At 38.0% G+C, this 26,828-nt stretch carries 20 protein-coding genes and 1 tRNA gene; all 21 read right to left on the bottom strand.

The annotated features are described in order from the left end of the window. Window positions 1–35 precede the first annotated feature (35 nt). Entirely contained in the window at window positions 36–1,949 is a 1,914-nt protein-coding gene (locus G602_RS0117500) for a substrate-binding and GGDEF domain-containing protein (RefSeq protein ID WP_196808717.1), read from the bottom strand. A 68-nt stretch (window positions 1,950–2,017) separates the two neighbouring features. Next, window positions 2,018–2,962, bottom strand: a complete 945-nt coding sequence (locus tag G602_RS0117495; RefSeq protein ID WP_026660112.1) for an ABC transporter permease — start codon at window positions 2,960–2,962, stop codon at window positions 2,018–2,020. A gap of 6 nt (window positions 2,963–2,968) precedes the next feature. Beyond that, window positions 2,969–4,297: an ATP-binding cassette domain-containing protein gene (locus G602_RS0117490; RefSeq protein WP_044932680.1), complete on the bottom strand. Its 1,329-nt coding sequence runs from the start codon at window positions 4,295–4,297 to the stop codon at window positions 2,969–2,971. Window positions 4,298–4,418: 121 nt separating this feature from the next. After that, window positions 4,419–5,336, bottom strand: coding sequence for an HAD-IIA family hydrolase (locus tag G602_RS0117485; RefSeq protein WP_026660109.1), 918 nt, complete (start codon window positions 5,334–5,336; stop codon window positions 4,419–4,421). A gap of 63 nt (window positions 5,337–5,399) precedes the next feature. Then, on the bottom strand, window positions 5,400–5,603 hold the full coding sequence (locus tag G602_RS27315; protein WP_049945310.1) for a DUF6465 family protein: 204 nt from the start codon (window positions 5,601–5,603) through the stop codon (window positions 5,400–5,402). 90 nt (window positions 5,604–5,693) lie between these two features. After that, window positions 5,694–7,034 (bottom strand): hypothetical protein, encoded by a 1,341-nt coding sequence (locus G602_RS0117475; protein WP_026660108.1) that lies wholly within the window; start codon window positions 7,032–7,034, stop codon window positions 5,694–5,696. A gap of 27 nt (window positions 7,035–7,061) precedes the next feature. Continuing rightward, entirely contained in the window at window positions 7,062–7,739 is a 678-nt protein-coding gene (locus G602_RS0117470; RefSeq protein WP_026660107.1) for a UDP-N-acetylglucosamine pyrophosphorylase, read from the bottom strand. Between the two features lie 33 nt (window positions 7,740–7,772). After that, the gene (locus G602_RS0117465) at window positions 7,773–9,845 is read right to left on the bottom strand and encodes a DNA topoisomerase (RefSeq protein WP_026660106.1); all 2,073 of its coding nucleotides are present in this window, start codon (window positions 9,843–9,845) and stop codon (window positions 7,773–7,775) included. Beyond that, a complete protein-coding gene (locus tag G602_RS0117460; protein ID WP_026660105.1) occupies window positions 9,838–11,217 on the bottom strand; it encodes an ATP-binding protein in 1,380 nt (459 codons plus the stop codon). Before G602_RS0117460 ends, G602_RS0117465 begins: the two co-directional genes overlap by 8 nt. 35 nt (window positions 11,218–11,252) lie before the next feature. Continuing rightward, entirely contained in the window at window positions 11,253–12,338 is a 1,086-nt protein-coding gene (gene asd, locus G602_RS0117455) for an aspartate-semialdehyde dehydrogenase (RefSeq protein ID WP_026660104.1), read from the bottom strand. Between the two features lie 33 nt (window positions 12,339–12,371). Next, window positions 12,372–13,790 carry an argininosuccinate lyase gene (argH, locus tag G602_RS27310; protein ID WP_044932677.1) on the bottom strand — a complete coding sequence of 473 codons (1,419 nt, stop codon included), beginning with the start codon at window positions 13,788–13,790 and terminating at the stop codon, window positions 12,372–12,374. A gap of 160 nt (window positions 13,791–13,950) precedes the next feature. Further along, window positions 13,951–14,023, bottom strand: a tRNA-Thr gene (locus G602_RS0117445). Between the two features lie 106 nt (window positions 14,024–14,129). Then, window positions 14,130–15,038, bottom strand: a complete 909-nt coding sequence (locus G602_RS0117440) for a mechanosensitive ion channel family protein (protein ID WP_049945309.1) — start codon at window positions 15,036–15,038, stop codon at window positions 14,130–14,132. Window positions 15,039–15,040: 2 nt separating this feature from the next. Beyond that, window positions 15,041–17,551 carry a 1,4-alpha-glucan branching protein GlgB gene (glgB, locus tag G602_RS27305; protein ID WP_049945308.1) on the bottom strand — a complete coding sequence of 837 codons (2,511 nt, stop codon included), beginning with the start codon at window positions 17,549–17,551 and terminating at the stop codon, window positions 15,041–15,043. Window positions 17,552–17,642: 91 nt separating this feature from the next. Next, on the bottom strand, window positions 17,643–18,080 hold the full coding sequence (gene dut / locus G602_RS0117430) for a dUTP diphosphatase (protein WP_026660101.1): 438 nt from the start codon (window positions 18,078–18,080) through the stop codon (window positions 17,643–17,645). Between the two features lie 135 nt (window positions 18,081–18,215). After that, on the bottom strand, window positions 18,216–19,175 hold the full coding sequence (locus G602_RS0117425; protein ID WP_044932674.1) for an ROK family protein: 960 nt from the start codon (window positions 19,173–19,175) through the stop codon (window positions 18,216–18,218). Window positions 19,176–19,188: 13 nt separating this feature from the next. Then, a complete protein-coding gene (locus G602_RS0117420; protein WP_026660099.1) occupies window positions 19,189–22,308 on the bottom strand; it encodes a sensor domain-containing diguanylate cyclase in 3,120 nt (1,039 codons plus the stop codon). Between the two features lie 166 nt (window positions 22,309–22,474). After that, window positions 22,475–23,128: a fructose-6-phosphate aldolase gene (gene fsa, locus G602_RS0117415; RefSeq protein WP_026660098.1), complete on the bottom strand. Its 654-nt coding sequence runs from the start codon at window positions 23,126–23,128 to the stop codon at window positions 22,475–22,477. A gap of 173 nt (window positions 23,129–23,301) precedes the next feature. After that, complete coding sequence (gene rnhA / locus G602_RS0117410) at window positions 23,302–23,790, bottom strand: ribonuclease HI (protein ID WP_026660097.1); 489 nt, start codon at window positions 23,788–23,790, stop codon at window positions 23,302–23,304. A gap of 7 nt (window positions 23,791–23,797) precedes the next feature. Next, on the bottom strand, window positions 23,798–25,489 hold the full coding sequence (locus G602_RS27300; protein ID WP_044932671.1) for a MutS-related protein: 1,692 nt from the start codon (window positions 25,487–25,489) through the stop codon (window positions 23,798–23,800). Window positions 25,490–25,502: 13 nt separating this feature from the next. Then, the gene (locus tag G602_RS0117400) at window positions 25,503–26,810 is read right to left on the bottom strand and encodes an amidohydrolase family protein (protein ID WP_026660096.1); all 1,308 of its coding nucleotides are present in this window, start codon (window positions 26,808–26,810) and stop codon (window positions 25,503–25,505) included. Window positions 26,811–26,828 lie beyond the last annotated feature (18 nt).

The following is a 26,828-nucleotide window of genomic DNA, read 5'->3' as shown; positions in this document are numbered from 1 at the left end:
TTAGGACGTTTTTAACAATTCTAAAAATCAATTATTTAAAATTCATCTCCATGGTGAATTTTCTTTATTTCATACATTTTCTGATCGCTTTCGGCAAGACAATCCTCTATCCTGGTTCCTTTTTCCATAATTGTCTTGTACCAGCCGATAGATACGCTAAGCTTAAACGGAAAAGCTCCGGATATATTTCTTTTTTTCATGCCTGCTTCAATTTTAGAAGCAATTTCATCCGGTGATGTTTTTTTAACAGGGAATATCATCAGGAACTCATCCCCGCCTATTCTTGCACACAAACCATTATCAGGACATCTCTTCCTGATAATTTTTGCGGCAGCCGATATGGCAAGATCCCCGGCCTCATGGCCAAGCTCATCATTTATTTTCTTTAGCCCGTCAATATCAAGTGTCATAAAAGCTATTTCTTCAGCTGCTTTAATCCACTCCTTAATGTTTTGCGATACAAACTGGTCAAAGCCTCTCCTGTTACTCAGTTTTGTCATAAAATCGGTAAGACTCTTTTGCTTTGACTGTTCAAGGAGATACTTCAACTCTGCAGCCATATAATGCTTGTTCAGGGCAAGTGATATTTTCAGCAAATAATCAAAATAATACTGGTCAACAGTATCATTTAAGCTGGCAAATTCGGAAACAACAAACCCAAGACAATTCGTACTGTCATGAAGAAGTGAAAAATACACTGTTCTTGGCTTATCATTTTCAAATTCATCCAACAGTTGAGAAGTATCTGTCCTGATCTTTCTTGTATATTCCGGCAATCTTTCCCCATCTCTATAGCCAAATATCTGCTCAACTTCATCGGTAATGTCTTCTTTAAAATCCCTTCCGCCATTTTCATTATCTCTTCCTGACAGAAAAATAAAGAAGGCTTTATGCTTCATTACTACATCAATGTTCTTCTGAATAGTACCAAGCAGCTCTTCTAGTGTGTCGCAGCCATCAAGTCCTATCTGGAACATAGTCTGATTATGGGGCTGCCCCAGCAAGTGACTCATTCTCTCATAATACTGATTTAACTGCTGCTGATATGGAACTACCACTTCCTCTCCATTACAGCCACAGCTTTCCCTGTACATTATTTTTGCCGGAACAATATTGACCGATTTTATATATTGTTTGTGAATCAGCTTATCCGCCAGCTCTATAGTGCGCATCGTCATGTTTTCTATATCAACACTGACAGTTGTTAGCGTAGGATGATATTCAACCGCTTCTGCAATGTCATCGACACCCGTAACAATAAGGTCTGAAGGAATATCAAGTCCATGCTCGATTGCAGCATTACAAAGCGCTCTTGCCATATGGTCATTAGCGCATATTACTGCATCCGGGATATGCTCCGGATCTGAAAAGAAATATCTGAAAGCTTCCTCTCCCTTAAACCTCCACATATCACCATAAAAAATATAATTATCATAGATAGGAAGTTCTCTGATACGCATGGCCTTTTTGTAAATCTCAAGTCGCTCATTACTGTCATAATGGTACTTATAGCCGGCCATGAAAGCTATATTATTGCAATGATGATAATCGGCAAGATGATTTACCATATTGCTTATGGCGTCATTGGCATTACTTGTAATACTGTAAAAATCTTTATATTTTTCCCTAAAGCTTATTACAGGGCAGGACGCTCTCTTCCTTATCTCATCTTCCAGCTTCTGTCTGATTGACTCCCTGTCAAAAGTATCATAGGCAATGATAATTGCATCGAGATACTCAATAGGCGCAAACTTTATCATTTTCTCATTCATCCTATTGAAGTCACTCTCATCATCTATTACCTCAAAAGTCATAAAGAAAATTAGATTATAATCCTTTTTTCTTGCTGCAGTTGACAGTGAATGGCAAAAACTTTTTTGAAATCTCTCCTCTGAACAGTTAAAAAATACTCCTATATTCCTTTTTCTGTTTTTAATATTTACGCCCACAGTAACCCCCATAAAATATATTCCCCAATACATATATTCTAAGTTATTATTCTAAAAACAAAAAGAGTCTACCGATTATCTTTATCTATAAATTCAAGTAAAAGCGTTGCTACAAAAACATATATGATTGTCCACATAATAAGCCATTTCCAGGCATTGTAAATAACCTCCCTGCTGAAGGCATAATCTTCAATCTGATTCTCTTTTGCAGTCATCATGAGAATATCATCTCTCATATTATTATTTTCAACATACTTGAACAGATCTAAAAGAGGCTTTTCATTATTTATTTCAACATTCTTCATCTTCAGAGCATTATTCCATACACTCACCATGGGAAGTGAATTATAATCCCCTTGAGCACACAGCGCTGTAAGTCCCCATTTGGTTGCTGTGAGATTGGTAAATGGCATTGCCTGTTCCGGTAGTGAGAAAAAGCTACCGGAAAACAAAAGCTGAACTATCAGAATAAATGGCATGATTGTCATAGCCGATGTAGTTGTTCTTGCTACAGCAGATATCAAAAGTGCAAGCATATCAGCACAGTACGTTATAAGAAACAGAGTTATGCCGATATCAACGAGCGGCCAATCTGTAATCAGGCTCTTGTCAGGCATTTTTACATTCATTCTCATAAAAACAAAAATAATTATTCCGGATTGAACTACACAAAGAACTGCCTGATATATCATATGCGCAACCATATAAGATGAAATATGAAGTCCTGATCTGTGATCTCTTTTTACGATTGCCCTCTCACGACATATTACCTGTATTGAATTAAAAAATCCATTCCATACGCATATGCAGGCAACGGCAAAACTCCCCATAAGTGTGCCTTCCATAGTCTTAAAGAGATTCTGACCAACAGAAAAAGCCACCAGTCCAGCAATTACAGCAGAGATTGGCAAAACCTTCCAGTCATTCTGAAATAAAAACATCCTGAATAATTTTCCGAGATATATAATAGTCTGCAAAAAACGACCGGTATGCTTGATACGTCTTCTTCTCATGCTCCGTCACCCCACTTTTCCCTTCATGAGCTCAGCATATTTCTCAACGAATTCTTCGCCCCTTCCGTCGCCTCCGACATCCTTTGGATTGATTTTCCTTAAAATGCCTTCCATTGTGTTTTCATCAAAGAATTCATATGACTCCTTAACAGGGCCATAAAATGCAAGTCGTCCCGTTCTGGTCTTATCTTTTATAAGAACAATAACATCATCAAACAAGTCAACAACTCTGTCCGGTGTGTGCGTAATTACAATTACAATCTTACCCTCATCTGCAATTGCACGTAGTTTTTGAAACAGACTTCTGGCCACAACGCCGTCAAGTCCAGAATCGGGCTCATCCAAAATAAAAAGTGTCGGATCCGATATAAACTCCATTGCAATAGAGACTCTCTTCTTTTGTCCTCCGGAGAGCTTATCAACAAGATTATGCTTAACAACAGTAAGTCCGAACTGATCGAGAACCTTGTCTATTCTTTCTGATCTTTCTTTTAAAGGTATATTTGAAGGCAGTCTTAAAGCTGCAGCATCAGCAAGCGTAAGTGTAACCGTATCATTACCACGAACAAGATCCTGCTGCGGCACAAAACCCACATCATAGATCATCTTGCCATAATCCTTATACACATCAATATCTCCAAGCGTAATATTTGCCTTAGCCTTTTCATAGCCGGTTATAGCATTTAAGAACGTGGTTTTACCTGCTCCTGATCCACCGAGAAGAAGCACCATATGCCCTTTTTTAATATTCATATGTATATCTTTTAATAATGTTTTTTTCTTAAAATAAAAATATGAAGTCTTTTCCGAAATATTTACAGTCAGTCCGTCATCAATTGAATTTATATCCTGGTCAAGTCCCTTTACACCATACTTATCCGGAACGATGTCAACCTTTTTTGTCGGCACAAAGTTTTTTGAAAGACCGAAAATAAGTACCGTGATTGTTTCACAGAAAATAAACGCCCATATCCATTTTTTACTACGACCAAAGACCTTTATAAGTCCAAGGTTTATTCTCAAATGGTATATAAACAGCGCTATTGCAGCTGAAATAAGAAAAATAAATAAAAATAAGACAATTTTTACATTATCCTTAAATACGGTATATAATACCTCCAACACATAATATATCATTGCAAGTATAATGTAATTCTTACCATCCTCTTCTTTATCCGCGCAAAGGCTTATATTATATTCCCTTACTATCGGAATAAACGACAAATAAGGTTTAACTCCGCACTTTTTAAAAATATTCCAATAGCCTATGGAAATAAGAATATAGGCAATTACCCCAAAAACACTTGGAGTTACATTTAAAATTATATCGTTCATAATCACCCCTCATAAATGTAACATCAATAAAAAATTATCACTTCATAGATTAATTCTAAAAAAACAGGAATATGCGCACAAGGCATATTCCCTTAACTTTTTATAAATTTTTTATGCTCGATCAGCCATGCAGTAATTCACCGAGTTCTTTTACATTATCAAGCACATAATCCGGCTTTATTTTCATTTCTGAGATTTCCGATTCATTGCATTCACCTGATAATACGCAAACAGAAACTGCTCCTGCATTCTGAGCCACGGCAATATCAGTATAAAGCCTGTCACCCACACAGCATATCTTTCCATTTGGTATTTCTGACATGGACGAAATAATATCTACCATTTTACGGTTGGGTTTCCCAATATACCTGGGTTCCTTCCCGGATGAAGCCGTAAGAAGTGCACATATACTTCCGCAATCAGGAAGTACCTCACCCTTCGGCATTGGACATACCCAGTCAGGATTTGCTGCAACAAAAGCAGCATCTTTTCTCAAAAAATGAACCGCAAGATCCAGATTCCTATATACCAGTTCGGTATCAAATCCCACGCAGACAACAGGAATATTATCACTTTGATTAAGATACTCTCTGAATTCTTCCGTATCCTTAATTCCATTTAATCCATATGCATTATTTTCATAGAATTCAAGATCATCATAATCATAGGAATCAAAAACCTTCAAGCCTGCATTTTTTAATTCATTATAAAAAGTCTTAGTTCCCACGACATATATATATCTGTCCGAGCATCGCAGTCTTAAATATTCTGCAGTAGCCATTCCGGATGTATAAATATTTTCGGCCTCACAGGGGAACCCCATACCTTTAAGTCTTTCAATATAATCGCTCCCTGATCTTGATGAGTTGTTAGTGAGATAAATATATTTTTTCCCCAGTTTCTTAAGAGCTTGTATAAAATCAATAGCTCCCTCAAAAACTTCATCTCCCAGATACAATGTCCCATCCATATCCAAAAGAAAAAGTTCGCATGCTTTAAGTTTATTTAAATCCTTTTGTAACGATAAATCCTTGTTCATACTACCTCGATAAATCAAAGAAAAGCCCCAGGCATAAACCTGAGGCCTTTCAAAAAATCAAAATTAAAGATCGATGCTTCCTGTCATCTTGTTGTTTACTACATAGTAAGCCTTATTCTCCTCAGGCTTAACGTAAAGCTCAAGATTCTTTGCACCCTTAACACCATACTCTGCTTCGTAAGCTGCCTTAGCTCTCTCTACAAGATCCTCTGAAGATATACTCTTATCTGCATACTGAAGCTCGATTTTTGTCTTAATAGCTGCCATAACAATTTCCTCCTCGTAATATGTCATAAACTTTTTTGATTATAATACTGTTATATAGTATTCGTCAAATAGTGAATATCTAATTTCCCATTAAGAAGCCTGGTTTTCCCAAACCGGAACATAATATTCTTCGGCTTCCTCTTTGTCAAAAATAATTCTGTAATATGAACTTCCATACCTGCTATGGTTCTCGAATTCACCATATTCGGTTATATCTGTTTCAGGTGGATAAAACGATGAATATGCATAATTCTCACCGTCTTCCACAGTCATGATGACTCTCATGTCCGAATTCCCGGAAGCATATTCACCTCGAAGATATATTATGCATTCATATACTCCGTCTTCATTTAAATCTGCATATTTCTTCTCTACAAATTTTATTTCATTACCAGTGTTATCTCGCAGTACATCCTTATTAAAAATATCCTCATAATGAATAAGGCCTTTATTATGCATATATTTATCAGCACCATAAAGATATATTTCTTTGTTCTCTGATATTATATTTTCATAATAATTCTCATCATTATCAGGGAAAGACAGTTCAATTAAATCTCCTCTGTTTCCGTCAATATGCTTCATAATACTGTCATACTTCCTGATGGGAAGAGTTACGCAGTTCCGTGTATGACACAGTTCATAGGAACCGGGGACTATCTTGGATGGAGATTTATATCTTCCTCTCTTAAGATAATTGTCAGTGCCTTCAGCTTCTTCAGTATGCAGCTCTTCTTCCATTCTCTCACCGTTTTCATATATTACCCTGTAGCAGGTAGCCTTTTTAGCTGAGTAGCGATAGCAAAGCATACCATTTTCACCGGGATCAGTATATAAATCCGCATAAGACAATTCAAAATCATCATCAAGGATAACCGCTGAATTACCATCCATTGTATAGACTACACCCTTATAGTCCTCAGTAAAAACATCTTCACCAAGTTCACCATATTGTAATATCAGTTCAGGTATACCATCCTTATCAATATCATAAATATAATATGAATCAAACGGATATTTTGTATCCTTCTGCACCTCTTCGTTCTTTTTTCGTACATCAGCCTGAACATTTACAATATCAGAATAAGCCTTCACGTATGCAAGAGAATCAACCGGTCCATCCTCAGCCTTTTCTGCTATATAAGGCTCGAAATCCTCAGTAGAATCCTTGTTTTCATCATTTGCAGAAACATCTGTTTTATTTATAGGTTCATCTGTAGATTCAACTACAGGTTTATCTGTCTTCTCAGCAAGTTCATCCGTAATTTCGTTTTCAAGATTCTCAATAACATCCGCACCTGTGTTTACAGAATCGCGAATAGTTTCAAGCCCTTTGCTAAATTTCCCAAATGTATCATCAATGACCGAGCCGCATCCACATAGAGAAACTGTAACAGCAGCAGTCATTATACAAGAAAAAACTTTTTTCATATCCCCTATATATCCCTCTTATATATTTCAGTCATTGTTCTTAGGAACAACAACCCCTTTTTCTTTATAAATATGCTTTGCAGGAACACATCCTCTAACCGAAGAAAGAGGATAAATATTACTCTCTCTTCCAACTACTGTACCGGGATTAAGAATACTTCCGCAGCCAACTTCAACGTTATCCCCAAGCATGGCACCAACCTTTTTAAGTCCTGTTTCCACCATATCATCAGCACCGTTCTTAACGACAACAAGCTTCTTATCAGACTTTACATTTGATGTGATAGAGCCGGCACCCATATGTGACTTAAAGCCCAGTATGGAATCACCCACATAGTTATAATGCGGAACCTGAACCTTATTAAACAGAATGACATTCTTAAGCTCGGTAGAATTACCTACTACAGCACCTTTACCAACTATCGCGCTTCCTCTTATGAATGCACCGGGTCTTATTTCAGCCTCTTCATCTATGATGCAGGGACCTGCAATATAAACATTATCAGATAAAAATTTTGCACTCTTTGCAACCCAGATATCTTCTCCACGCTTTTCGAATTTTTCTTCAGGAAGTGTTTTTCCAAGCTCTACAATAAATTCCTTAATCTTCGGAAGTACTTCCCAGGGATATGTTACACCCTTAAAAATATCGGCAGCGATGGTCTCATTTAAGTCATACAGATTTTCTATTGAATATTCGTTCATGATCATTTCCTTTCTTTCCCTCATAATCTTCAGTTATGATTTTTTCTTACCTTTATTTGCAGCTTTTTTTGCAGGAGCTTTTTTGTAATATTGTGCTGAAGCTGCAAAAAATCTCTGCATATGTGATCTCATATCATTATCTTTGACGTAATTAGTGCGCCTGGTTATGAAATCAGTAAGCTTTTTCATGTATTCGTCTTCAGATATCTCACCCTGCTCTACCTGTGTCAGTCCCTTCTCCCAACTTGCTGTAAGTGATGGGTTAAGCATAGGTTTCATTGATACAAATACGGTATCATAGATCATCTCACCCATCTGAGTAGGTGTTATTATCTGAGTTTTCTTATTAAGCTCCAGATATCTGTTTTTTACAAGCTTATCAAGAATGCCCGCCCTCGTGGCACTCGTACCGATACCTGAGCCCTTGATCTGTGATCTTAATTCCTCATCCTCTATAAACTGACCTGCATTCTCCATTGTAAGAATAAGAGTACCTGAATTATAGCGCTTTGGAGGTGTTGTCTCACCCTCTTTAATTGATGCGGCAGTCAAATCAATCTCATCGCCCTTTTTTAGCTTTGACAGAGCTTCAAAAAGGCCTTCGTCTGCAGCTGCATCCTCAGCATCGTTATCATTCTTCTCCTCATTCTCCTTTTCATCCTTCTTCTTGAAAAAAGAATAATCCATAACATGAAGATAGCCTTTTGAACTAAGCAGTTTAAAGCCCGCAAAGAAATGCTCCTCAAATTGAGGATCAGTCCCTTGTACAATCATTTCCATCTTAATTTTCGAGTATTGAGCTGCAGGATAAAATACTGCCAAAAATCTTCTTACTATTATTTCATAAACCTTGGCAGCAGTAGGACTTAGGGAACTTAGAGATCCTAATCCCTGACCTGTAGGTATAATCGCGTAGTGGTCGGTTATAGCTTTATCATTTACATACCTTGTCCTGGCAATATTCTTATATGACTCATGCTGCAATATTGACTTGGCAAAAATACCGGCAGGTTCATACGACATAAGCCCTTTGATATTTTTATCAATTTCTTTAGAAATTGCAGTACTTAAAACCCTGGCATCAGTTCTCGGATAAGTTGTAAGCTTTTTTTCATATAATTCCTGAGCTATGGCAAGAGTCTGATTAGGATCAATCTTAAAAAATTTAGAGCAGTCATTTTGAAGCTCTGCAAGATTATACAATAGCGGAGGATTCTTGGTTTCCTTCTTCTTTTCAAGAAGTGCGATATTCCCTTTCACAGGAAGCTGCCCCAGGGATTCAATGAGAGCCTTGGCAGATTTTTCTTCCTTGAAGCCCTTCTCACTATAAAGTTCAAAGGAACCATTATACTTACTCTTTTCCTGAACACGCCATTCAGCAGATATGCTTTTATCACCGATAGCAAAATCACCCAGCACTCTGTAGAAAGGAGTCTTAACAAAATTCCTTATCTCCCTCTCTCTATCCACAACAATGCCGAGTACACAGGTCATAACACGGCCAACAGCAACTACGCATTTATCCAGTCCAAGAAAAGATCTGATGGAATAACCATATCGAAGAGTCAGTGCCCTTGAAAAGTTGATACCCATCAGATAATCTTCCTTAGCCCTCAGATATGCAGCAGCTCCGATATTGTCATACTCACTGTCATCTTTGGCTTCGCGTATTCCTCTGAGAATTTCTTCCTCAGTCTGTGAATCAATCCAAACTCGTTTTTTTACCTTGCCGATAACCTTTGCTTCCTGATCAACAAGTCTGTAAATATACTCTCCTTCACGTCCCGAGTCAGTGCAAATATATATTGTATCCACATCTTCGCGTGTTAGAAGTCCCTTAACTATATTGAACTGCTTAGCACTCTGTGGAATAATTTCGTACTTAAATTGAGACGGAATAAATGGAATTGTGTTCAATGACCATTTGGCCATTTTCTCATCATACACCTCAGGATAACTCATCGTCACCAGGTGTCCTACACACCAGGTGACGATGGCTTCTTCAGATTCCATATATCCGTCTTTATTAGAAAAATTATATTTTAATGCAGCGCCGAAAGCCCTTGCTACGCTGGGCTTTTCGGCAATAAAAACGCTCTTAGGCATTCATCATTTCTTCCAATTCTATAAGTTTGATGGACGCTTCTTTTTCTGCAAGCTCCTTAAGACCATCCTCAAAGCCCATGGCAGAGAAAAGATAATAATAATCCGGATTAACTCTTGCTCTCTTACAGCAGCTTCTTATTTTTTCTATTGCATCCACGTCCATCTTGGAATTCCAGTAACAAGCACCAACAAGTGTGTCACCGGATTCACTCTGAGCTACAATATCAAGAGAATCAATTTTTCCAACCCATTCACCCTCTTCATCAATCTTGAAGGGAAGCTTATCATATTCAGCAAGTTTAACAACATACTCTCTGCAAACAGCTCTGTATGCAGAAGCAACATATTCATCAAGCCCCTCTGCGATAAATGTGTTGTAATATTCTTCAGAATCAAGCCTTATAATCTCTGTCAGATGTGCATAAAAGAATCTATAAAAGAAATGTGCTAAAGGATCACAAATTCTGTAAACACCTTTCTGAACATTCTCATGTCCGGTTGTTGCAAAAGAATAAACTTTTTCAACCATTCCAAGCTCAATAAGGCTTTTTAAATAAACCATAATCTTAGCTCTTGAAAATCCGGTTGCATGGTGAATATCATTCAGCTTATTCTTACCATTAGCAAGTCCATACATAATAGTATTATAAACTGCCGTTTCTCTCAAGTTCTCTTCAAGTATTCTTAAGGTTTCACGAAGAAGGACACTGTTAAGTACATCCAGGAATTTTTCACATACATTTTCCTTAAATGTCTTATTCTCATCAAAATAAGACCAGAGTCTTGCATTTCCACCAAAAACAGCATAGGAAGAAATAACATCCCTATCACTCATCTTTGAGAATCTCTTTCTCATCTCCTGGAAGGAATAGAGTTTAATCTTCAGGAACCCGGAAATATTGGCTGCCTGCGCACCAATCTTTTCAACCATGTTGTTCTCTATCCATGCTGCATTTGAGCCCATGAGGACAACCATCATCTGAGGATGACCGCTCTTATAAACAACAGAGCTTATTTCCTCTATAAAATTCGGTGATGCTTTTATTATATCTTCAAAATTCTCAACAAAAACAACAAGAGGTTTATTAATCTTTATAGCATAATTCTCTATAGCCTCAGTTATTTCTTTATAGGTAGGAAAATCCGGAACATCATGTCCTTTTTTTCTCAGAATATCACCTATTAAAAACTGCTGCAGCCTTTCAGAAGCAGAACAAGCGCAATAATAAAGGTATTCTTTATCTTCTGCAAATGTTGTAATTACAGTTGCGCTACCTGTACGAATGTGGCCATATACTATAACAATCTGATTGTCCCCACTGTTAAAATAGCCATTTAGTACTTCAAGTTCCTGAACCTTTGTTTTTTCCATAAAAATTGTCCTCACCCCAGATTTTTTAAGTCCTATTACTTCTTGCTAATGTATCCAAGTGCCTTGAGGAGTTCTGCGCATTCAACTGCACCGCCTGCAGCTCCTCTAAGTGTATTGTGAGAAAGACCTACAAACTTCCAGTCATATACAGTATCCTCGCGAAGACGGCCTATGCTTACACCCATACCACCTTCGTAGTTTACATCAAGTGATACCTGAGGACGATTATCCTCCTCAAGATACTGAATAAACTGCTTGGGAGCGCTGGGAAGACCAAGCTCCTGAGGCTTACCGCTAAAATTCACAAGACACTTAATAAGTTCATCTTTTGTAGCTTTCTTCTTAAATTTTACAAAAGCTGCGGCCGTATGTCCATACAAAACTGGAACTCTTATACACTGACATGTAATAATCGGACTTTCAGCAGGTACAATGACGCCATTTTCAATATGTCCCCAGATTCTGAGTGGCTCTTTTTCGCTCTTTTCTTCCTCACCTGAGATAAAGGGAATGATATTTCCTTCCATCTCGGGCCACTCTTTGAAGTTTTTACCTGCACCTGAAATAGCCTGGTAAGTTGTTGCAACTACTTCATAGGGCTCAAATTCTTTCCAGGCGGAAAGTGCGGGAGCATAGCTCTGAATTGAGCAGTTGGGCTTAACAGCAATAAATCCCTTTGTTGTACCAAGTCTCTTCTTCTGGAACTCGATAACATCTGCATGATGAGGGTTAACTTCCGGAATAATCATAGGAACATCGGGAGTCCATCTGTGGGCACTGTTATTAGAAACTACAGGAGTTTCTGTCTTAGCATACTCTTCCTCGATAGCCTTAATCTCATCCTTTGACATATTTACTGCTGAAAGAACAAAGTCAACATCCTTTGTTACCTCTTCAACATTAGTTACATCCTTAATAACAAGATTCTTAACCTTCTCAGGCATGGGAACTTCCATCTTCCATCTGTCACCTACAGATTCCTCATAGGTTTTGCCTGCGCTTCTGGGACTTGCTGCAACAACAGCAACCTCAAACCAGGGGTGATTGTCAAGAATTGTTATAAATCTCTGACCAACCATACCTGTTGCACCAAGAACTGCTACTTTCAATTTTTCGCTCATTTTTCCACTCTCCTCTTGTATGTATATAGATATTTAAATTACTTCCAATGTATAAAAGCCTTCTGAATTAGCCCAGTACTCATTAAGTCGCTCTTCATTCTTCTTAATAGACGCCTTCATTGCTTCAGGACCGGGTGCACCTGCAGTCAGTCTCTTCTCAACACAAGTTTTAAGACTGATTGCTTCGTATATATCATTATCAAACTGGTCTGCAAAAGTTTTTAGCTCATCAATTGTCAGGTCTGAAATGCCACACTGCTTTTCAATACAATGTAAAACTATTCTACCTATAATACCATGAGCATCCCTAAAAGGTACACCCTTATTAACAAGATAATCTGCAGCATCTGTTGCATCGGTGAATCCCCGGATCGCACTTTTCTCCATATTATCCTTGTTAAATTTCATGGTTTTAAGCATATCGGTAAACAGAATCAGGCAGTTTTTAGTTGTATCAATAGCATCAAAGCTGACCTCTTTATCCTCCTGCATGTCCTTATCATATGCAAGAGGTATTCCCTTCATAGTGACCAGAAGTGAATTAAGTGCACCATATACTCTGCCGGTCTTTCCTCTTACAAGCTCCGCAATATCAGGATTCTTTTTCTGAGGCATAATACTGCTTCCTGTTGAATATGCATCATCTATCGTCACAAAACCGTATTCATTTGAGTTCCAAATAATAACTTCTTCGGAAAATCTTGAAAGATGCATCATTATTATAGATAAAGCAGATAAAAATTCTATAAGATAATCTCTATCAGATACTGAATCCATACTGTTATTTGTTGGTTCATAGAATTTTAAAAGCTCTGCAGTATATGATCTGTCAAGCGGATAAGTAGTTCCTGCAAGTGCTCCCGATCCCAAAGGACAATAATTCATGCCTTCGAAAACCTGAAGAAGTCTTTCGGAATCCCTGTAAAACATCTCAAAATACGCACCAAGATGATGTGAGAGTGTAACAGGCTGAGCCTTTTGAAGATGCGTGAATCCCGGCATATATGTATGAATGTTATCTTTCATAAGAGCATTTAATGTATTCAGCATCTCATAAATTATGCCCGCTACATTCTTAACCTCAGCCCTTACAAAAAGTCTCATATCCAGAGCAACCTGATCGTTTCTTGACCTTCCGGTATGCATTTTCTTACCGGCATCGCCTATTCTGTCAATGAGATTAGCCTCCAGAAAGCTATGGACATCTTCATATTTATCAGTAATCTCAAGCTTTCCGTTTTCAACATCCTCCAGAATATTATCAAGTCCTTCTATGATCTGATCACGCTCTTCATCAGTGATAATACCCTGTTTTGCCAACATTGTTACATGTGCCTTACTTCCAATTGCATCTGCTTTAATAAGCCTCTTGTCAAAATATATGGATGCATTAAATTTCCAGGCAAGCTCATTTATCTCGCCTTCAAACCTGCCACCCCACAGCTGAGCCATATCAATCTCCTTTTTGAATTCATGTATACAATAATGTAATCCAGTAATTTAATACAATAATTTATACTTTAACATATCATAGTGGTAAAGTGAATACAATTCGACAAGATATAGAAAAACTCGTGGAATTATCCACGAGTTTTGTAAATATTTATAAAAGAGCTGGAAAAGGGACTTGAACCCTCGACCTACTGATTACGAATCAGTTGCGCTACCGACTGCGCTATTCCAGCAAATATTTGTGTTTTTATTTTAAAAACACAAATATCATTATATAGATGTAACCTGTCTTTGACAAGCATTTTCTAACGAGATGTTATGCTTAATGACTGATAAGCCCTATCTCATATGAACATCCAGCTGGGGATAAGGAATTTCAACTCCCTCCCTGTCAAAGGCCTTTTTAATAGTCTCATTCATAGACCATCTTGCCTTATGATAATCCGCAGGCTTTACCCATCCTCTTATTCTGAGATTAACACTGCTATCACCCAATTCATCCACATATACAACCTTTTCATACTTATCTGATATGAATTCGTTAGCATCCAGCACTTTTATTGCTACAGCTCTTGCCTTATCAATATCAGCACTGTAAGAAATACCAACCATAGTATCAAGAATTCTCATAGTATTTCCATTGTTATTGGTTATTGTAGCGGATGCCAGCGTTCCGTTCGGAACAACTATTCTTCTGTAATCCGCAGTAAGCATTCTTGTATTTATGAGAGATATTTCTGTTACTGATCCTTCAATTCCTACACCGTTTACAACGATGTAATCGCCTACTCTGAAGGGTCTTGCAAGTAAGATAAGAATACCTCCTGCAAAATCTGAAAGTGTTCCCTGAACCGCAAGACCAATTGCTACACCGGCAGAACCAAGCAGAGCAACTATACTTGCCGTATCCATTCCAAATGTTGATGCTATGAAAAATACAAGCAGTACATCAAGAGATACTTTAGTTACTTTTGCAAGAAACCTGGCCGTAGAATCTTCAATCTTTGTCTTTTTTAATGATTTCTCAACAACATTGGAAATTCCTTTTATGACCTGCCACAGAATAATAAAAATTACCAGGGCAAGCACAACCTTCACCAAAAGGGCGAAAGCCTTATCCGGGAGGTCCTTTAAATAGTTCTGGATAACTCCTGGTTTTAAGTTTTCGTTTCCTGTTACCTCAGCTATGGTCTCAATAGCAGTTTCAGCAGTAGCAGTAAGTGTCATAGGTGGTAACATGATATTCATTATTAATTTTCTTCCTTCTTATCTGTTTTATTTACTGTCTTTTTAGCAGTAGTCTTTTTTGCAGTAGTTTTCTTTGCTGCAGTCTTTTTAGCAGTAGATTTTGTTGTAGTCTTTTTGCCTGAAATAGACTTAAGTGCTGCTTCGGAAACTATACTTGAAATACGCTCTTCCTCAATCTGCTCATATTTCTTTTCGATAGCCTCTTCCTGAGCAGCAAGCTCCTTCTCATAGCGCTCATGAAGCTCTCTTAAAAGTTCAGCTTCTTCTTTTTCCTGTCTGCTCTTGAGCTCTCTTAAAGTCTTCTCACGCTCCTGCATCTTGTTATTTGCTTCTTCCTCACGGATTTTTCTTATCTTCTTCTCCTGAGTTGTGTAAGGAGTATATGAGAAAATAGCAAGTGAAGATGATGCAACCTTAATCGGTATTGAATATGGTCTTCCATCAGCTTCAGTGAAGCTTGCTTCAATTCTTCCGGGATTTACAATTCCTGTTCCGCCGTAGCAGGTATCATCGGAATTAAAAATCTCATAATATTTTCCATCAGCAGGAACGCCGACTTCAAAGGTTCTGTCAACACCTGCCATATTAACAACAACCACAAGCAGATCGGAATCCGATTCACCCTTTCTCATAAAGGACATCATGCATTCCTCTGCAGCCATGCTGTTAATCCACTCGAATCCGCTGTCATTTGTATCGATCTGATGAAGCGCAGGTCTGCTATAGTAGATTTCATTAAGTGAATGAATCATATTTTCAAGAAAAACCGCGTTGTCAATGCTGAGCTCATTAGGATCCATGTAAAGCATCTTCTTACCCGGATGTGTCATAAGATAAGATATGGCAAGTCTTACGCCTGCCATCTTCTGAGCAGAATCACCAGGCATAAGATCATAAAGGCCTTCTAAGCCCTTTCCTATTTCCTCATGTGTAAATGCAAGTATAAATCTTTCTGTATAGCAATATACAAGGGAGAAGGTCAGCTCATTGTGGTTACCGGATCTGAACAGAGGATCATTCTGTATATAGTCAAGGAAATCCTTGGTCCATCCGTTATTCCACTTATAATCAAATCCGAGGCCACCATCATCAAGTTCACCTGTTACTCTCGGCCAGCAGGAGGTTTCCTTTGTAAGCGTCAGCACACCCGGATTGGCTGTCTTTAAAACTGAATTAAAGTTGCAAAGGAAATCCTTGGCTTCAAGATTCTCGTTTCCACCATACATATTGGGAATCCACTGTCCCGGCTTTCTGTCATAGTCAAGATAAAGAATCTTAGCTATATCAGCAACTCTAAGTCCGTCCAGGTGGAAAGTCTCTACCCAGAACAATGCACTTGCAAGAATAAAATTGGTAACCTGCTTTCTTCCAAAATCAAATATAAGGTCACCGGTTCTGGGATGAACACCCATGCGCGGATCAGGATATTCATATAACGCCTGACCATCAAACGAATTCAGGCCACACTGAAGTTTAGGGAAAAATGTAGTAACAAAATCCATAATTACCCTGATACCTGCTTCATGCATAATATTTACAAATTTCATGAAGCCCTCAGGCGTACCATATCTTTTCTGAATTGAGAAAAATCCATTGATATGAAAAGGATGTCCTGAAATATGCTCCATTATGGGCTTGAGCTCAATGGTATTAAATCCATGATTCTGGACATATTCAACTATTTCATGAGCAAGTTCCTCATAATCAGGAATATGATTTTTATGTTTTGCAGCAAAGGAATCAAGAGAAAGCTCACAAATTGATAAAGCATCAGTATCTCTGTTAAACTTAGTGCGATTTTTAATCCAGGCAGCATCTGTCCATTTTATATCATTCAGAGGAGTTACCTGTGATACTTCATTTTCCTTATCCTTAAAAGCATATCCGTAAGGGTCAGGTCTCTTAAAGGTAACACCGCCCTTTGTCTTAATCTCATACTGATATCCGTCCCCTGCCTTTGCTTCGGGAATAAATATCTCAAAAATGCCATCGTGATCAACACGCTGCATCTGGTTTACTCTTCCGTCCCAGTCATTAAAGTCACCAATAACACTTACTCTCGCTGCATCAGGAGCCCAAACGGCAAAAGCACAGCCCTTGGTACCATCAATTTCAATCAGATGTGCACCAAGTTTTTCATGAATTGTATAATGCATTCCGCTGTTGAACTTTATGAAGTCCTCACGGTCCATTCTTGCAGTAAAGTTATACGGATCAATTACTTCCTTAACGTCACCGTTTTCAAGAGTAATTCTGTATTTATATTTGAAGTTTTCCTTATAAGGAACAAGCGCTGCATAGAAACCTGCTTCATCGGCAAGCTCCATCTTGTATTTCTTGGTTCCGCTTTCAGGAACAACTTCTATTTCAACTGCCATAGGATAAAAAGTCTGAATAAGAAGATTTGAACCAACCTTGTGAGCGCCCAGGATTCGATGCGGATCGTCTCCGTCAGAGTAGATAATCTCCTCAATCTCAGGCCAGTTCATAAGTTTATAAAGCTTATTATTCATAAATTCCCTCCGCATCTATATTTAAAATATTAAACCGCTCTTATCATTATAACACTTTTCAATCAATTTGTTTACGAAAAAAAGGATTATATTATGCCTTGCCTGTTGATCCAAAGCCGCCTGCTCCCCTCTCGGATTCAGCAAGCTCATCCGCCTCTTCAAATTCAACGGAAAGATACGGCTGAATGATAATCTGAGCAATTCTTTCAGCAGGAGTAATCTCCCTTGTAATATCTGAATCATTATGGACAGCAACAATTATTTCTCCTCTGTAATCGGAATCTACAACTCCGACACAGTTTGCAGGACGAAGTCCTTCTTTGGTTGCAATTCCGCTTCGTGCATAAATGCCACCAAAATAACCATCCGGAATCTCCATCGCAAGACCGGTTCCTATCTTCGCAGTAGTATGCGGTGCAATCTGAGTTGTTTCGCTTACATTTGCATATAAATCATATCCTGCTGCAGCTGCACTTCCCCTTGTCGGAAGAGTCGCCTTATCACTTAACTTTTTTATATTTACTTTCATTAGGATTCTCCTTTGAATAAAAAATAAAGACTTGCAACCGCCTTCTAAGAAATAGCAGGCAGTGACAAGTCTTATTATATAACAAATATTCCGATATATCATTGTAAAAGAACTTAAAAACAATATTTTAAGCTTTTACATATCTTCAATCATGGCAAGCGCTCCGTAAATGTTTGAATCATCTCCAAGTGCCGCCTTCTTAAGCTCAACAGTATTTCTTATGGATGGCATGCAGTATCTGTCGACCTCTGCAAGAATTTTTTCCATAAAGAAATCTCCAACCGCTTCCATTACTCCGCCACCGTAAACCACTATGTCGGGACTTATGGTATTTATCATATTACCGGTTGCAATTGCAAGATAATGGCAGGCTCTGTCCACTGCCTCGAGAGTTACGGTATCCTTTGCCGCAATTGCTTTCTTTAAGTTCTTACTCTTAAATACGCCATTTTCAATAGTTTCAGCAAGCATGTTTTTACGGCCTCTCGCTGTCTGCTGCAAGATATAGGAACTCATTCCCTTCTTACTGGAAAATGCCTCCAGACATCCTCTCTGCCCACATCCGCAAAGAGGTCCCTCAGGATCAAGAATCATATGACCGTACTCAGCAGCCTTATATTTATTACCTGTAAACATCTTTCCGTCAAGAATCAGCCCCCCACCCATTCCTGTACCAACGAAAAAGCCGACTACATTTTTATAGCCCTTTGCGACGCCATATTTCCATTCGCCAAGGACGCCCACATTAACATCATTTCCAATATAAAAAGGTATATCAAATTTCTTTTCTATGGATGATTTTATATCATAATCAGTCCATGGAAGATTAGGCGATGTAAGTATAATTCCGGCTCCCTGATCTATAACTCCTGGTGCTCCCGCAGCTATTGCCTTAAAGTCCTTCTTCTTAATGCCGGAGTCATTAATCATATCCTCAACGACACTGATTATCATCTTCTCAACGTTGGCAGCATCATCACCTGCTTCCTTTGTCTTTTTCTTTAATCTGTAAACAATGTCCTTTTTCTCGTCAAAGATAGCACCAAGAATCTTTGTTCCGCCAATATCGAGACAGATATTATACTTACCAGACATTTTGATACCTCCCCTACCCTTTGTACTTGGAATAATTGTTCTTTCCGTTTTCTTTTACATGGTATAAAGCTTTATCAGCATTTCTATATAATTCATTATACGCTTTTCCGTCTGAAGGGTATACAGAATATCCTATAGACATTGTAAATTTTACTTTTTCACCATTGTAATCTACTGTCTTATTGTCTTCTAAAAAGCTCTTAAGCAGTCTGTCAACCTCATCCTCTGACTTATTACGTATAACGGCAAGGAATTCATCACCGCCGATTCTGGCAGGATAACAGTCATCCCCGAGGTTTTCCTGCATTCTTCTGGCAGCATCCTTAAGAACCTTATCTCCGCAATCATGCCCATATCTGTCATTTATGTGCTTGAAATAATCAAGATCAAGAAGAACAAGCGCAAGACTCTTGGTTTCTCCATCCTGAATAAAGCCTTCAAATATTTTACTGATTGTCATTCTGTTAAAGAGACCGGTCAATGTATCCCTTTCAGCAAGATATCTTATTCTCTCGTTGGTTCTCTTAAACTGGTCAATATCATATTTCAAAATATAAATATGTATCTTGTCATCCTGCCTGGATTTTCTCATTCTATAGCAGAAATGCTGATATCTTGGTATATCATTTGCACCTGTCATTTCAAGGCAGACAATATGATCAGCTGTTGTACCACCATAATAGTTTTGTAAGAGTTTTTTATTATCAAAAAACTCTATAACCTTTTGTTTATCTTCATCGAGCACCTGTGCATTGATCATGCTGTTCATCACATCATTAAACGGAAGCTCAATATAACCCGTTTCACCAAAATCGGATATAAGTCCACTCTGACCAAGATGCATATAAACAGTTTTATCATCCGTAAGATTAGCCTCAAGATAAAAGGTATTTCTGATAAACTGTTCAAACGAACCATAGCCAAGAGTATCGGTAAATGCATCGCTGGCAAGAAGCAGGAATGTCGGATCGCTTGGCATATCATAATATTCCGATCCACTCTGACTGATATCCGGAAGCTTTCTCATGCGCTCAGCATCAATGCTTCTTGAGCACATAATAAACATCTTATTTTCCTCTGAGAAAATCGGAATAATAAGATACATCAGCCAGTTATAATCACCCTTCGCATCAATAGTTCTAAAGTAGTCAGTCAGATGATCAAAGCTATATTCCTCAATACGCTCATTGAGGGTACTGATATCATAGAAATCCATAAAGGATTCCCTGTCTTCGTTATAAATGGCTTCATCCGCAAAAGTCTTAACTGCCTTTGAAAATGTACCTTTTGACATTCTCTGCGTATATTTTACATTGTTCTCATATACGGTTTCAAAGGTATCCATGTCAACATTAACTATATCAACACGATTGTATATCATGTATAGATACTTCAGATGAGCATCTAGCTGAACAGCTCTTGCACCTGCATCTTCATCTGTCATATTCTCAGCTATAGCGAGTATAGCTATCTTCCCGATTTCCCTTGCCGATGTTATTCGTCTCAGCATAAGCCTGTTATAGCCTTTGCTTGTAACAAACTCCATGGAATGTATATCATCATTATCAAAACATTGTGCCGCAAGAAGCTTCATATTCTTGGTAAGAGAATGCCTGGGTGAGTCAAAAAGATCACTAATAAACTTTACATCACCTATGAACAGAGGTTCAAAAATATCATTAAAATCCTTACTGTACATCAAAACCTTGAAATTACTCTTATTGTCAAATTCCAATATAGCAAGGGGAAGCTGATTGAGGAAAATTGACTCCTCCTCATCAATATGCTTTTCTTCTATAGGTGTCTGTGAAAGTATATTTACATTGCCAATCTCGCTGTAGAAATTCCGCTCCTCTTCCGATTCATATTCAAACGGGTAACCACCTTCCGGATAATACCATAAGGGCACAGCTTCACTATAAAGATGTCCCTGCGTCTTTTCACAGCCTGCCTGCTTTAAGAACTCAAGGATTTCTTCATCCTCAACGCTTCCCATCATAGTACGAATACCAAGCTCCTTAACCATGTTGATGACATTCTTCATCATAAGTCTCGGCTTCTTGTCATAGGTATATCCCTCAAGAAAACTACTGTTTATCTTAACAGCATCAAAGGGCATATCATTCAATATATGAAGAGATGAATATTCACTTCCGAAATCATCAAACACAATTGTAAATCCGGCATCTCTGAATCTTTCAAGTTCACGCTTGATACCTTTTCTGTCAGTTGTTATCTCAGCTTCGCTAATCTCTATCTGAATAAGATTTCTGGACAGCTTATATTTTTTTACCTGTTCTTCCAGAAGCTTTAACATATCACAAAGCTCAAAATCAAGCCTTGTAAGGTTAATTGAAACAGGTACCGGATCAAGTCCTGTCGTCTCCTTAATCTTACTCTGGTCCTCACATACCTGTTTTATTACAAATGAATCCAAAAGATATATTTTTTTCGAATTTTCAAGAACAGGGACAAAGTCATTGGGCATCAAAACACCATATTCAGGGTTATTCCAACGTGCAAGCGCTTCATGTCCGCAGACCTTTCCTGAATAAGTATGGAAAATCGGCTGATAATAAATAACTATTTCACCATTTTCAAGAGCAGATTCAAGATGATGCACCACGTAGTGCTGCATTAGTACACTATTATCAACATGCTCCCTGTCAAACACAGTAATGCCTTCTGATTTTGAATCACCGTTGAAGCACGCGATATTGGCATTTTGTATTATTTCTTCAGCATTCCGGTCGTCAGGCTCAATAGGATAAATACCTGCATGAAGCTCCATACCGGTATGTATATAAACTTCATCAAAATCTTTTCGTATTCTGTTTATGAAAGTATCTACATCTTCAATATCAGTAATAACCGCGAAGGTTGAATCTTCAAGCTTACATGCAATATCTACAGGAAATGCATTTCTGATTTTTTTACCAACAAATGAAATAAGCTGATACCCTTCGTCAAAACCATATTTCATGTAATACTGCATAAAGTTTTCGACAGCGAAATACACACAGCAAAAAGAAACAGAGAATTCACCATTTTCTGCTTTCTTATTAACCAAACTTACAAATTCTTCTTTCTGGTATAGGTCCTTAGGAAGCCCTTCTACTTCATTTTCTGCCATACAAAAACCAGCCTTATTCTTTATATTGGTATATCATAATTAATGGTATCAAAACATAGGCTTTAAAACTATTAATCATATATAAAAAATTGGTAAAAAATAAAAGGAATACCACATACATGGTACTCCTTTTTCAATGCATATAAGTTATTAGCAGACCTAAATATTACTCACCAAAAACAGCCTTATAATCCTTCTGGAACTTATCAATGCCTGAAGTTGTAAGAGGATGATTGATCATCTGCTCAATTACCTTGTAAGGTACTGTTGCAATGTGTGCACCTGCAAGAGCACAATCTGTAACGTGCATAGGATGACGAACAGATGCAGCAATTATTTCTGTATCAATGCCGTGAAGGTCAAAAATCTGAGCAACCTCAGAAATAAGATCTGTACCTCTTGTGCTGATATCATCAAGTCTTCCAAGGAAAGGACTTACAAAAGCAGCACCTGCTCTTGCTGCAAGAAGAGCCTGATTAGCTGTAAAGATAAGAGTCATATTGATCTTAATACCTTCTGCTGCAAGTGTGTGACAAGCCTTAAGGCCTTCTGCTGTCATAGGAATCTTTACTACCATATTCTTATGTATTTTAGCAATCTCGCGGCCCTCTTTGATCATACCTTCAGCATCAACTGTTGTAGCCTTAACTTCACCACTTATAGGTCCATCAACGATTGAAGCGATTTCTGCAACAACCTGATTAAAATCTCTTCCTTCTTTTGCAATAAGTGAAGGGTTTGTTGTTACACCACAGATAACGCCCATATCATTTGCTTTTTTAATGTCATCAACATTAGCAGTATCCAAGAAGAATTTCATAATTCACCCCATTCCGCCCAAGATTTCTATTCTTAAGCAATTATCTAAAATATTTTTGTTTTCACTAAAGTATTATACCACAAAATTTATTTATTTCAATTCAGATTATGCTGTCTTTATTTCAATTCTTGCTCAATGAAATCATTTAAAGAAATGGAGTAAAAATATTAGCATCATCTCAGATCTCCGCCATCATCATGCAGTAAATCCCCGGAAGGTCCATCGGCTGCCCCAGTAGCAAGACCATCACATCTCTCATTTTCAGTATGACCGTCATGACCTTTAACCCAATGCCAGGTAACCTGATGCCTATTTGATGCTTCCAGAAGTCGCTTCCACAACTCAACATTCTTTACGGGCTTGCCATCTGACTTTTTCCAGTTCTTTTTAATCCATCCGTCTATCCAGTTCTCATTAAAGGCGCTTATCACATATTTTGAATCCGAATACAGATCAACCACACAAGGACGATTCAATGCTTCAAGTCCCATTATCGCACCCATGAGCTCCATACGGTTATTAGTAGTTTTGTCATATCCTGCACTCAATTCTTTTTCATGCAGAACACCTTTGGCATCCACATATTGAATTACTGTGCCATAGCCACCGGGGCCATCCGGATTACCTCTTGCAGATCCATCTGAATAAATTGTAACTTTCATATCAACCTCACAAATTCCAAATCCCTTTTTCTTCGAATCTTGCAGCCATGCTCTCAGCCTCATTAACTATGTTATCGTTATATCCGATTGTTCTTAAGAGGCTTATGGCATTTCTCTTGGTAGCAGGACCTGTTTTTAATTTATAATCAAAAATCACATCACCTTCATTCATTTCACCTTCAAAGTGATGTACATCATAAAGCTTTCCTAAAATATCTGACAGTTCTCCGTCATGTGTTGCTGCAAAACACATTATTCTTTCCTTATTTTGAGCAAAGAACTCAAGTATTTTAGAGGATGCTGCTATTCTTTCCACCGTATTGGTTCCCCGTAAAACTTCATCTATAAAGCAAAGCACGGGTGTCTTTTGCTCGTAAGCAGCATCCAGAATTCTCTTAAGTGATTTTATTTCCACCATATAGTAGCTATCACCAAGCTTAAGGTTATCCTTAAGAGCCATAGAGGTATAAACTCTGTAAAAAGGGCCTCTGTATTCATCACAAAGGCAGGTATGTATAGTCTGTGCAAAAATAGTATTTATAGCACACATCTTAAGAAAGGTGGATTTACCCGAAGCGTTTGATCCTGTTATAAGAAAGCCTTTTTCTGCTTCAAAGGAATTTGGGACAGGCTTCTCCATAAGCGGATGTCTTCCGGCCTTTATTGAATATATCCCTGAATCATCAAACGCAGGAATACAATATCCGCCTGAAAGAGAAGCTCTGTAATATGCTACAGACACACAGGTATCAATATATCCTATGAGTGCGGTAAGCTTTTCAACACTTTCAAGCTCCTTTTTAAGCTTCTTATACATGGAATTGAATTTAATGAGATCAAGATGCGTAGTCATTCTCACATAATCAAGAAGAATGTCTATAGGATTTGACGATCCCGTAGCCTTACCTCCTGACATAAGAATCCAGGATCCTCGCTTAAAGGGTTTTAACCTGCTTTCATATTGATCTATTTTTTGTATTTCATCAAAAAAAGCTTCTGACTTAATTGTTTTAAGTTCACCTGCACTTCTTACAAGCCTAAGAACATAAGAAAACGTTGTAAGGTATGGATCTATAGCGCCTTTCACCTTAAAGTAGGACACAATATTTATCCCTACCAGAATAATAAACAGCAAAAAGCCTGCCATAAAATTCATAAAAGCCATTACTATAACAGATACTGCATAAAGAAAAAGAACTGTTATGTGTAATAAATTAGAACCACCTTCAGCCTTATCAACAAGCGGCAAATAATCCCATAAAGAGTATTTGCCTGCTTTACCTATTCTGTGAAGGCTTTCCTTAAGGCAAATCCTTTCATCCTCCTTCTGTTCGAGGACCTTAAGGCTTTTTTCCATAGCACTGAAGGAATTATCATTTTCTATTTCAGGACACCTTAGTAAATAATAGAGGTATTCTTCTCCTGATGAGGATTCACAGTAATTTATCCTGTCATATACATCCTCCATCATAAGATCGTTCCAGGTGATGTCATCAACTGAAAAAGTTCTTCTTTTTGCCTTAAAGAAGCCACTGACATCCTTATTCTTTTTCTTTAGACGAGACGAAGGCGCAGCACCGTATTCGTCTGCGCACTTCTTTCTAAAAACTCTCTGTTCGGTTTTATTGTTGTTATAGCCAAGCAAAAATATTGCAAATATAAATGCAAAGATAATTCCCAAAATTAAACTATATGTCATACCGTCTCCGGAATTATAATTCCTTATCTATTCTCTGTTTTATTTCGTTAGCCTTTTTGTACACTTCCTCAGGGCTAACACCTATGTTGTAGTTTCCGTTCTCGTACCTGATAACGCCCCCAATCATTGTAAGAATAACATTTGAGGTATTACCGCTATATACTATATTCTTACAGATATTGTTAATCGGCTGCATATTAGGCTGATTAAGATCGATCATTATAACATCGGCAAGCTTACCCTGCTCAAGTATATCGGCATTGGCAAGTCCCATAGCGTGAGCACCATTTACAGTAGCCATCTTAAGTACTTCCATTGCATCTATGCATGCGGCATCATTTTCTTTAAGCTTACCAAGTCCGGTAACCAGGAACATTTCCCTGAACATATTAAGAGCATTATTACTTGCAGGTCCGTCAGTTCCTATTGCTACAGGTATTCCCCTCTTTAAGTATTCATTTATAGGTGCAATTCCACTTGCAAGCTTTGTATTTGAACCGGGATTAGTTACAACATACATGCCGCGCTTTTTCAGTATCTCCATATCCTTCTCATCGGTATGTACCAAATGGTATCCGCCACCACCATAATTAAACATACCAAGGCTGTCAAGGAATTCAACAGGACTCATTCCATATCTCTCCCTGCATCCGGCAACTTCGTCCGCGGTCTCTGAAATATGGGTAAATACAGGTGCTTTATATTTCAAAGCCAAATCCGCTATCTTTTGAAGCAGTTCCTTTGAGGAGGTATATTCAGCATGGAATCCCAGGATATACGAATTATATTCATCTCTGCCATTAAGCTTGTTATACATTTCTTCAACAAGCTCAGGCGACTGACTGAAATTATTTACAGCGCCAACCTGAACACATCTCATTCCTGTGTCTCTGCAGGCATCAGCAATTGATAAGGGTGTAAGATACATGTCAAAAATTGAGGTAATACCCCCATCAAGATATTCCAATATGGCAAGCTTTGTAAGGTAATAAATATCCTCCTCAGTAAGCTTTGCTTCCACAGGAAATATCTGTTTATTCAACCAGTCAGAAAGCGGCATATCATCTGCTCTTGACCTTAAAAGTGTCATTGCTGAGTGAGTATGCGCATTTTTAAAGCCAGGCATCAAAAGATTACCCTTACAGTCAATCTCTCTGTCAAATACGAGCATAGAGCCCGGATTTTCCTTATAATAATTCTCAATCTGTTCGTTAGTATCACAGAAAATAATCTTATCATTACTTACCCAAAGTTCACCCTCGAATATATCCTGCCCATCTTTCATAGTAAGAATTCTGGCGTTGTAAAATCTGATTCTCATGCTTATCTCCTACCCGGT

Origin of the sequence: Butyrivibrio sp. AC2005 (assembly GCF_000424145.1) — a bacterium.
In the GTDB taxonomy this organism is placed as follows: domain Bacteria; phylum Bacillota; class Clostridia; order Lachnospirales; family Lachnospiraceae; genus Butyrivibrio.
The sequence above is the reverse complement of the archived record's forward strand: the minus strand, read 5'-3'. Positions and strand labels throughout refer to the sequence as shown.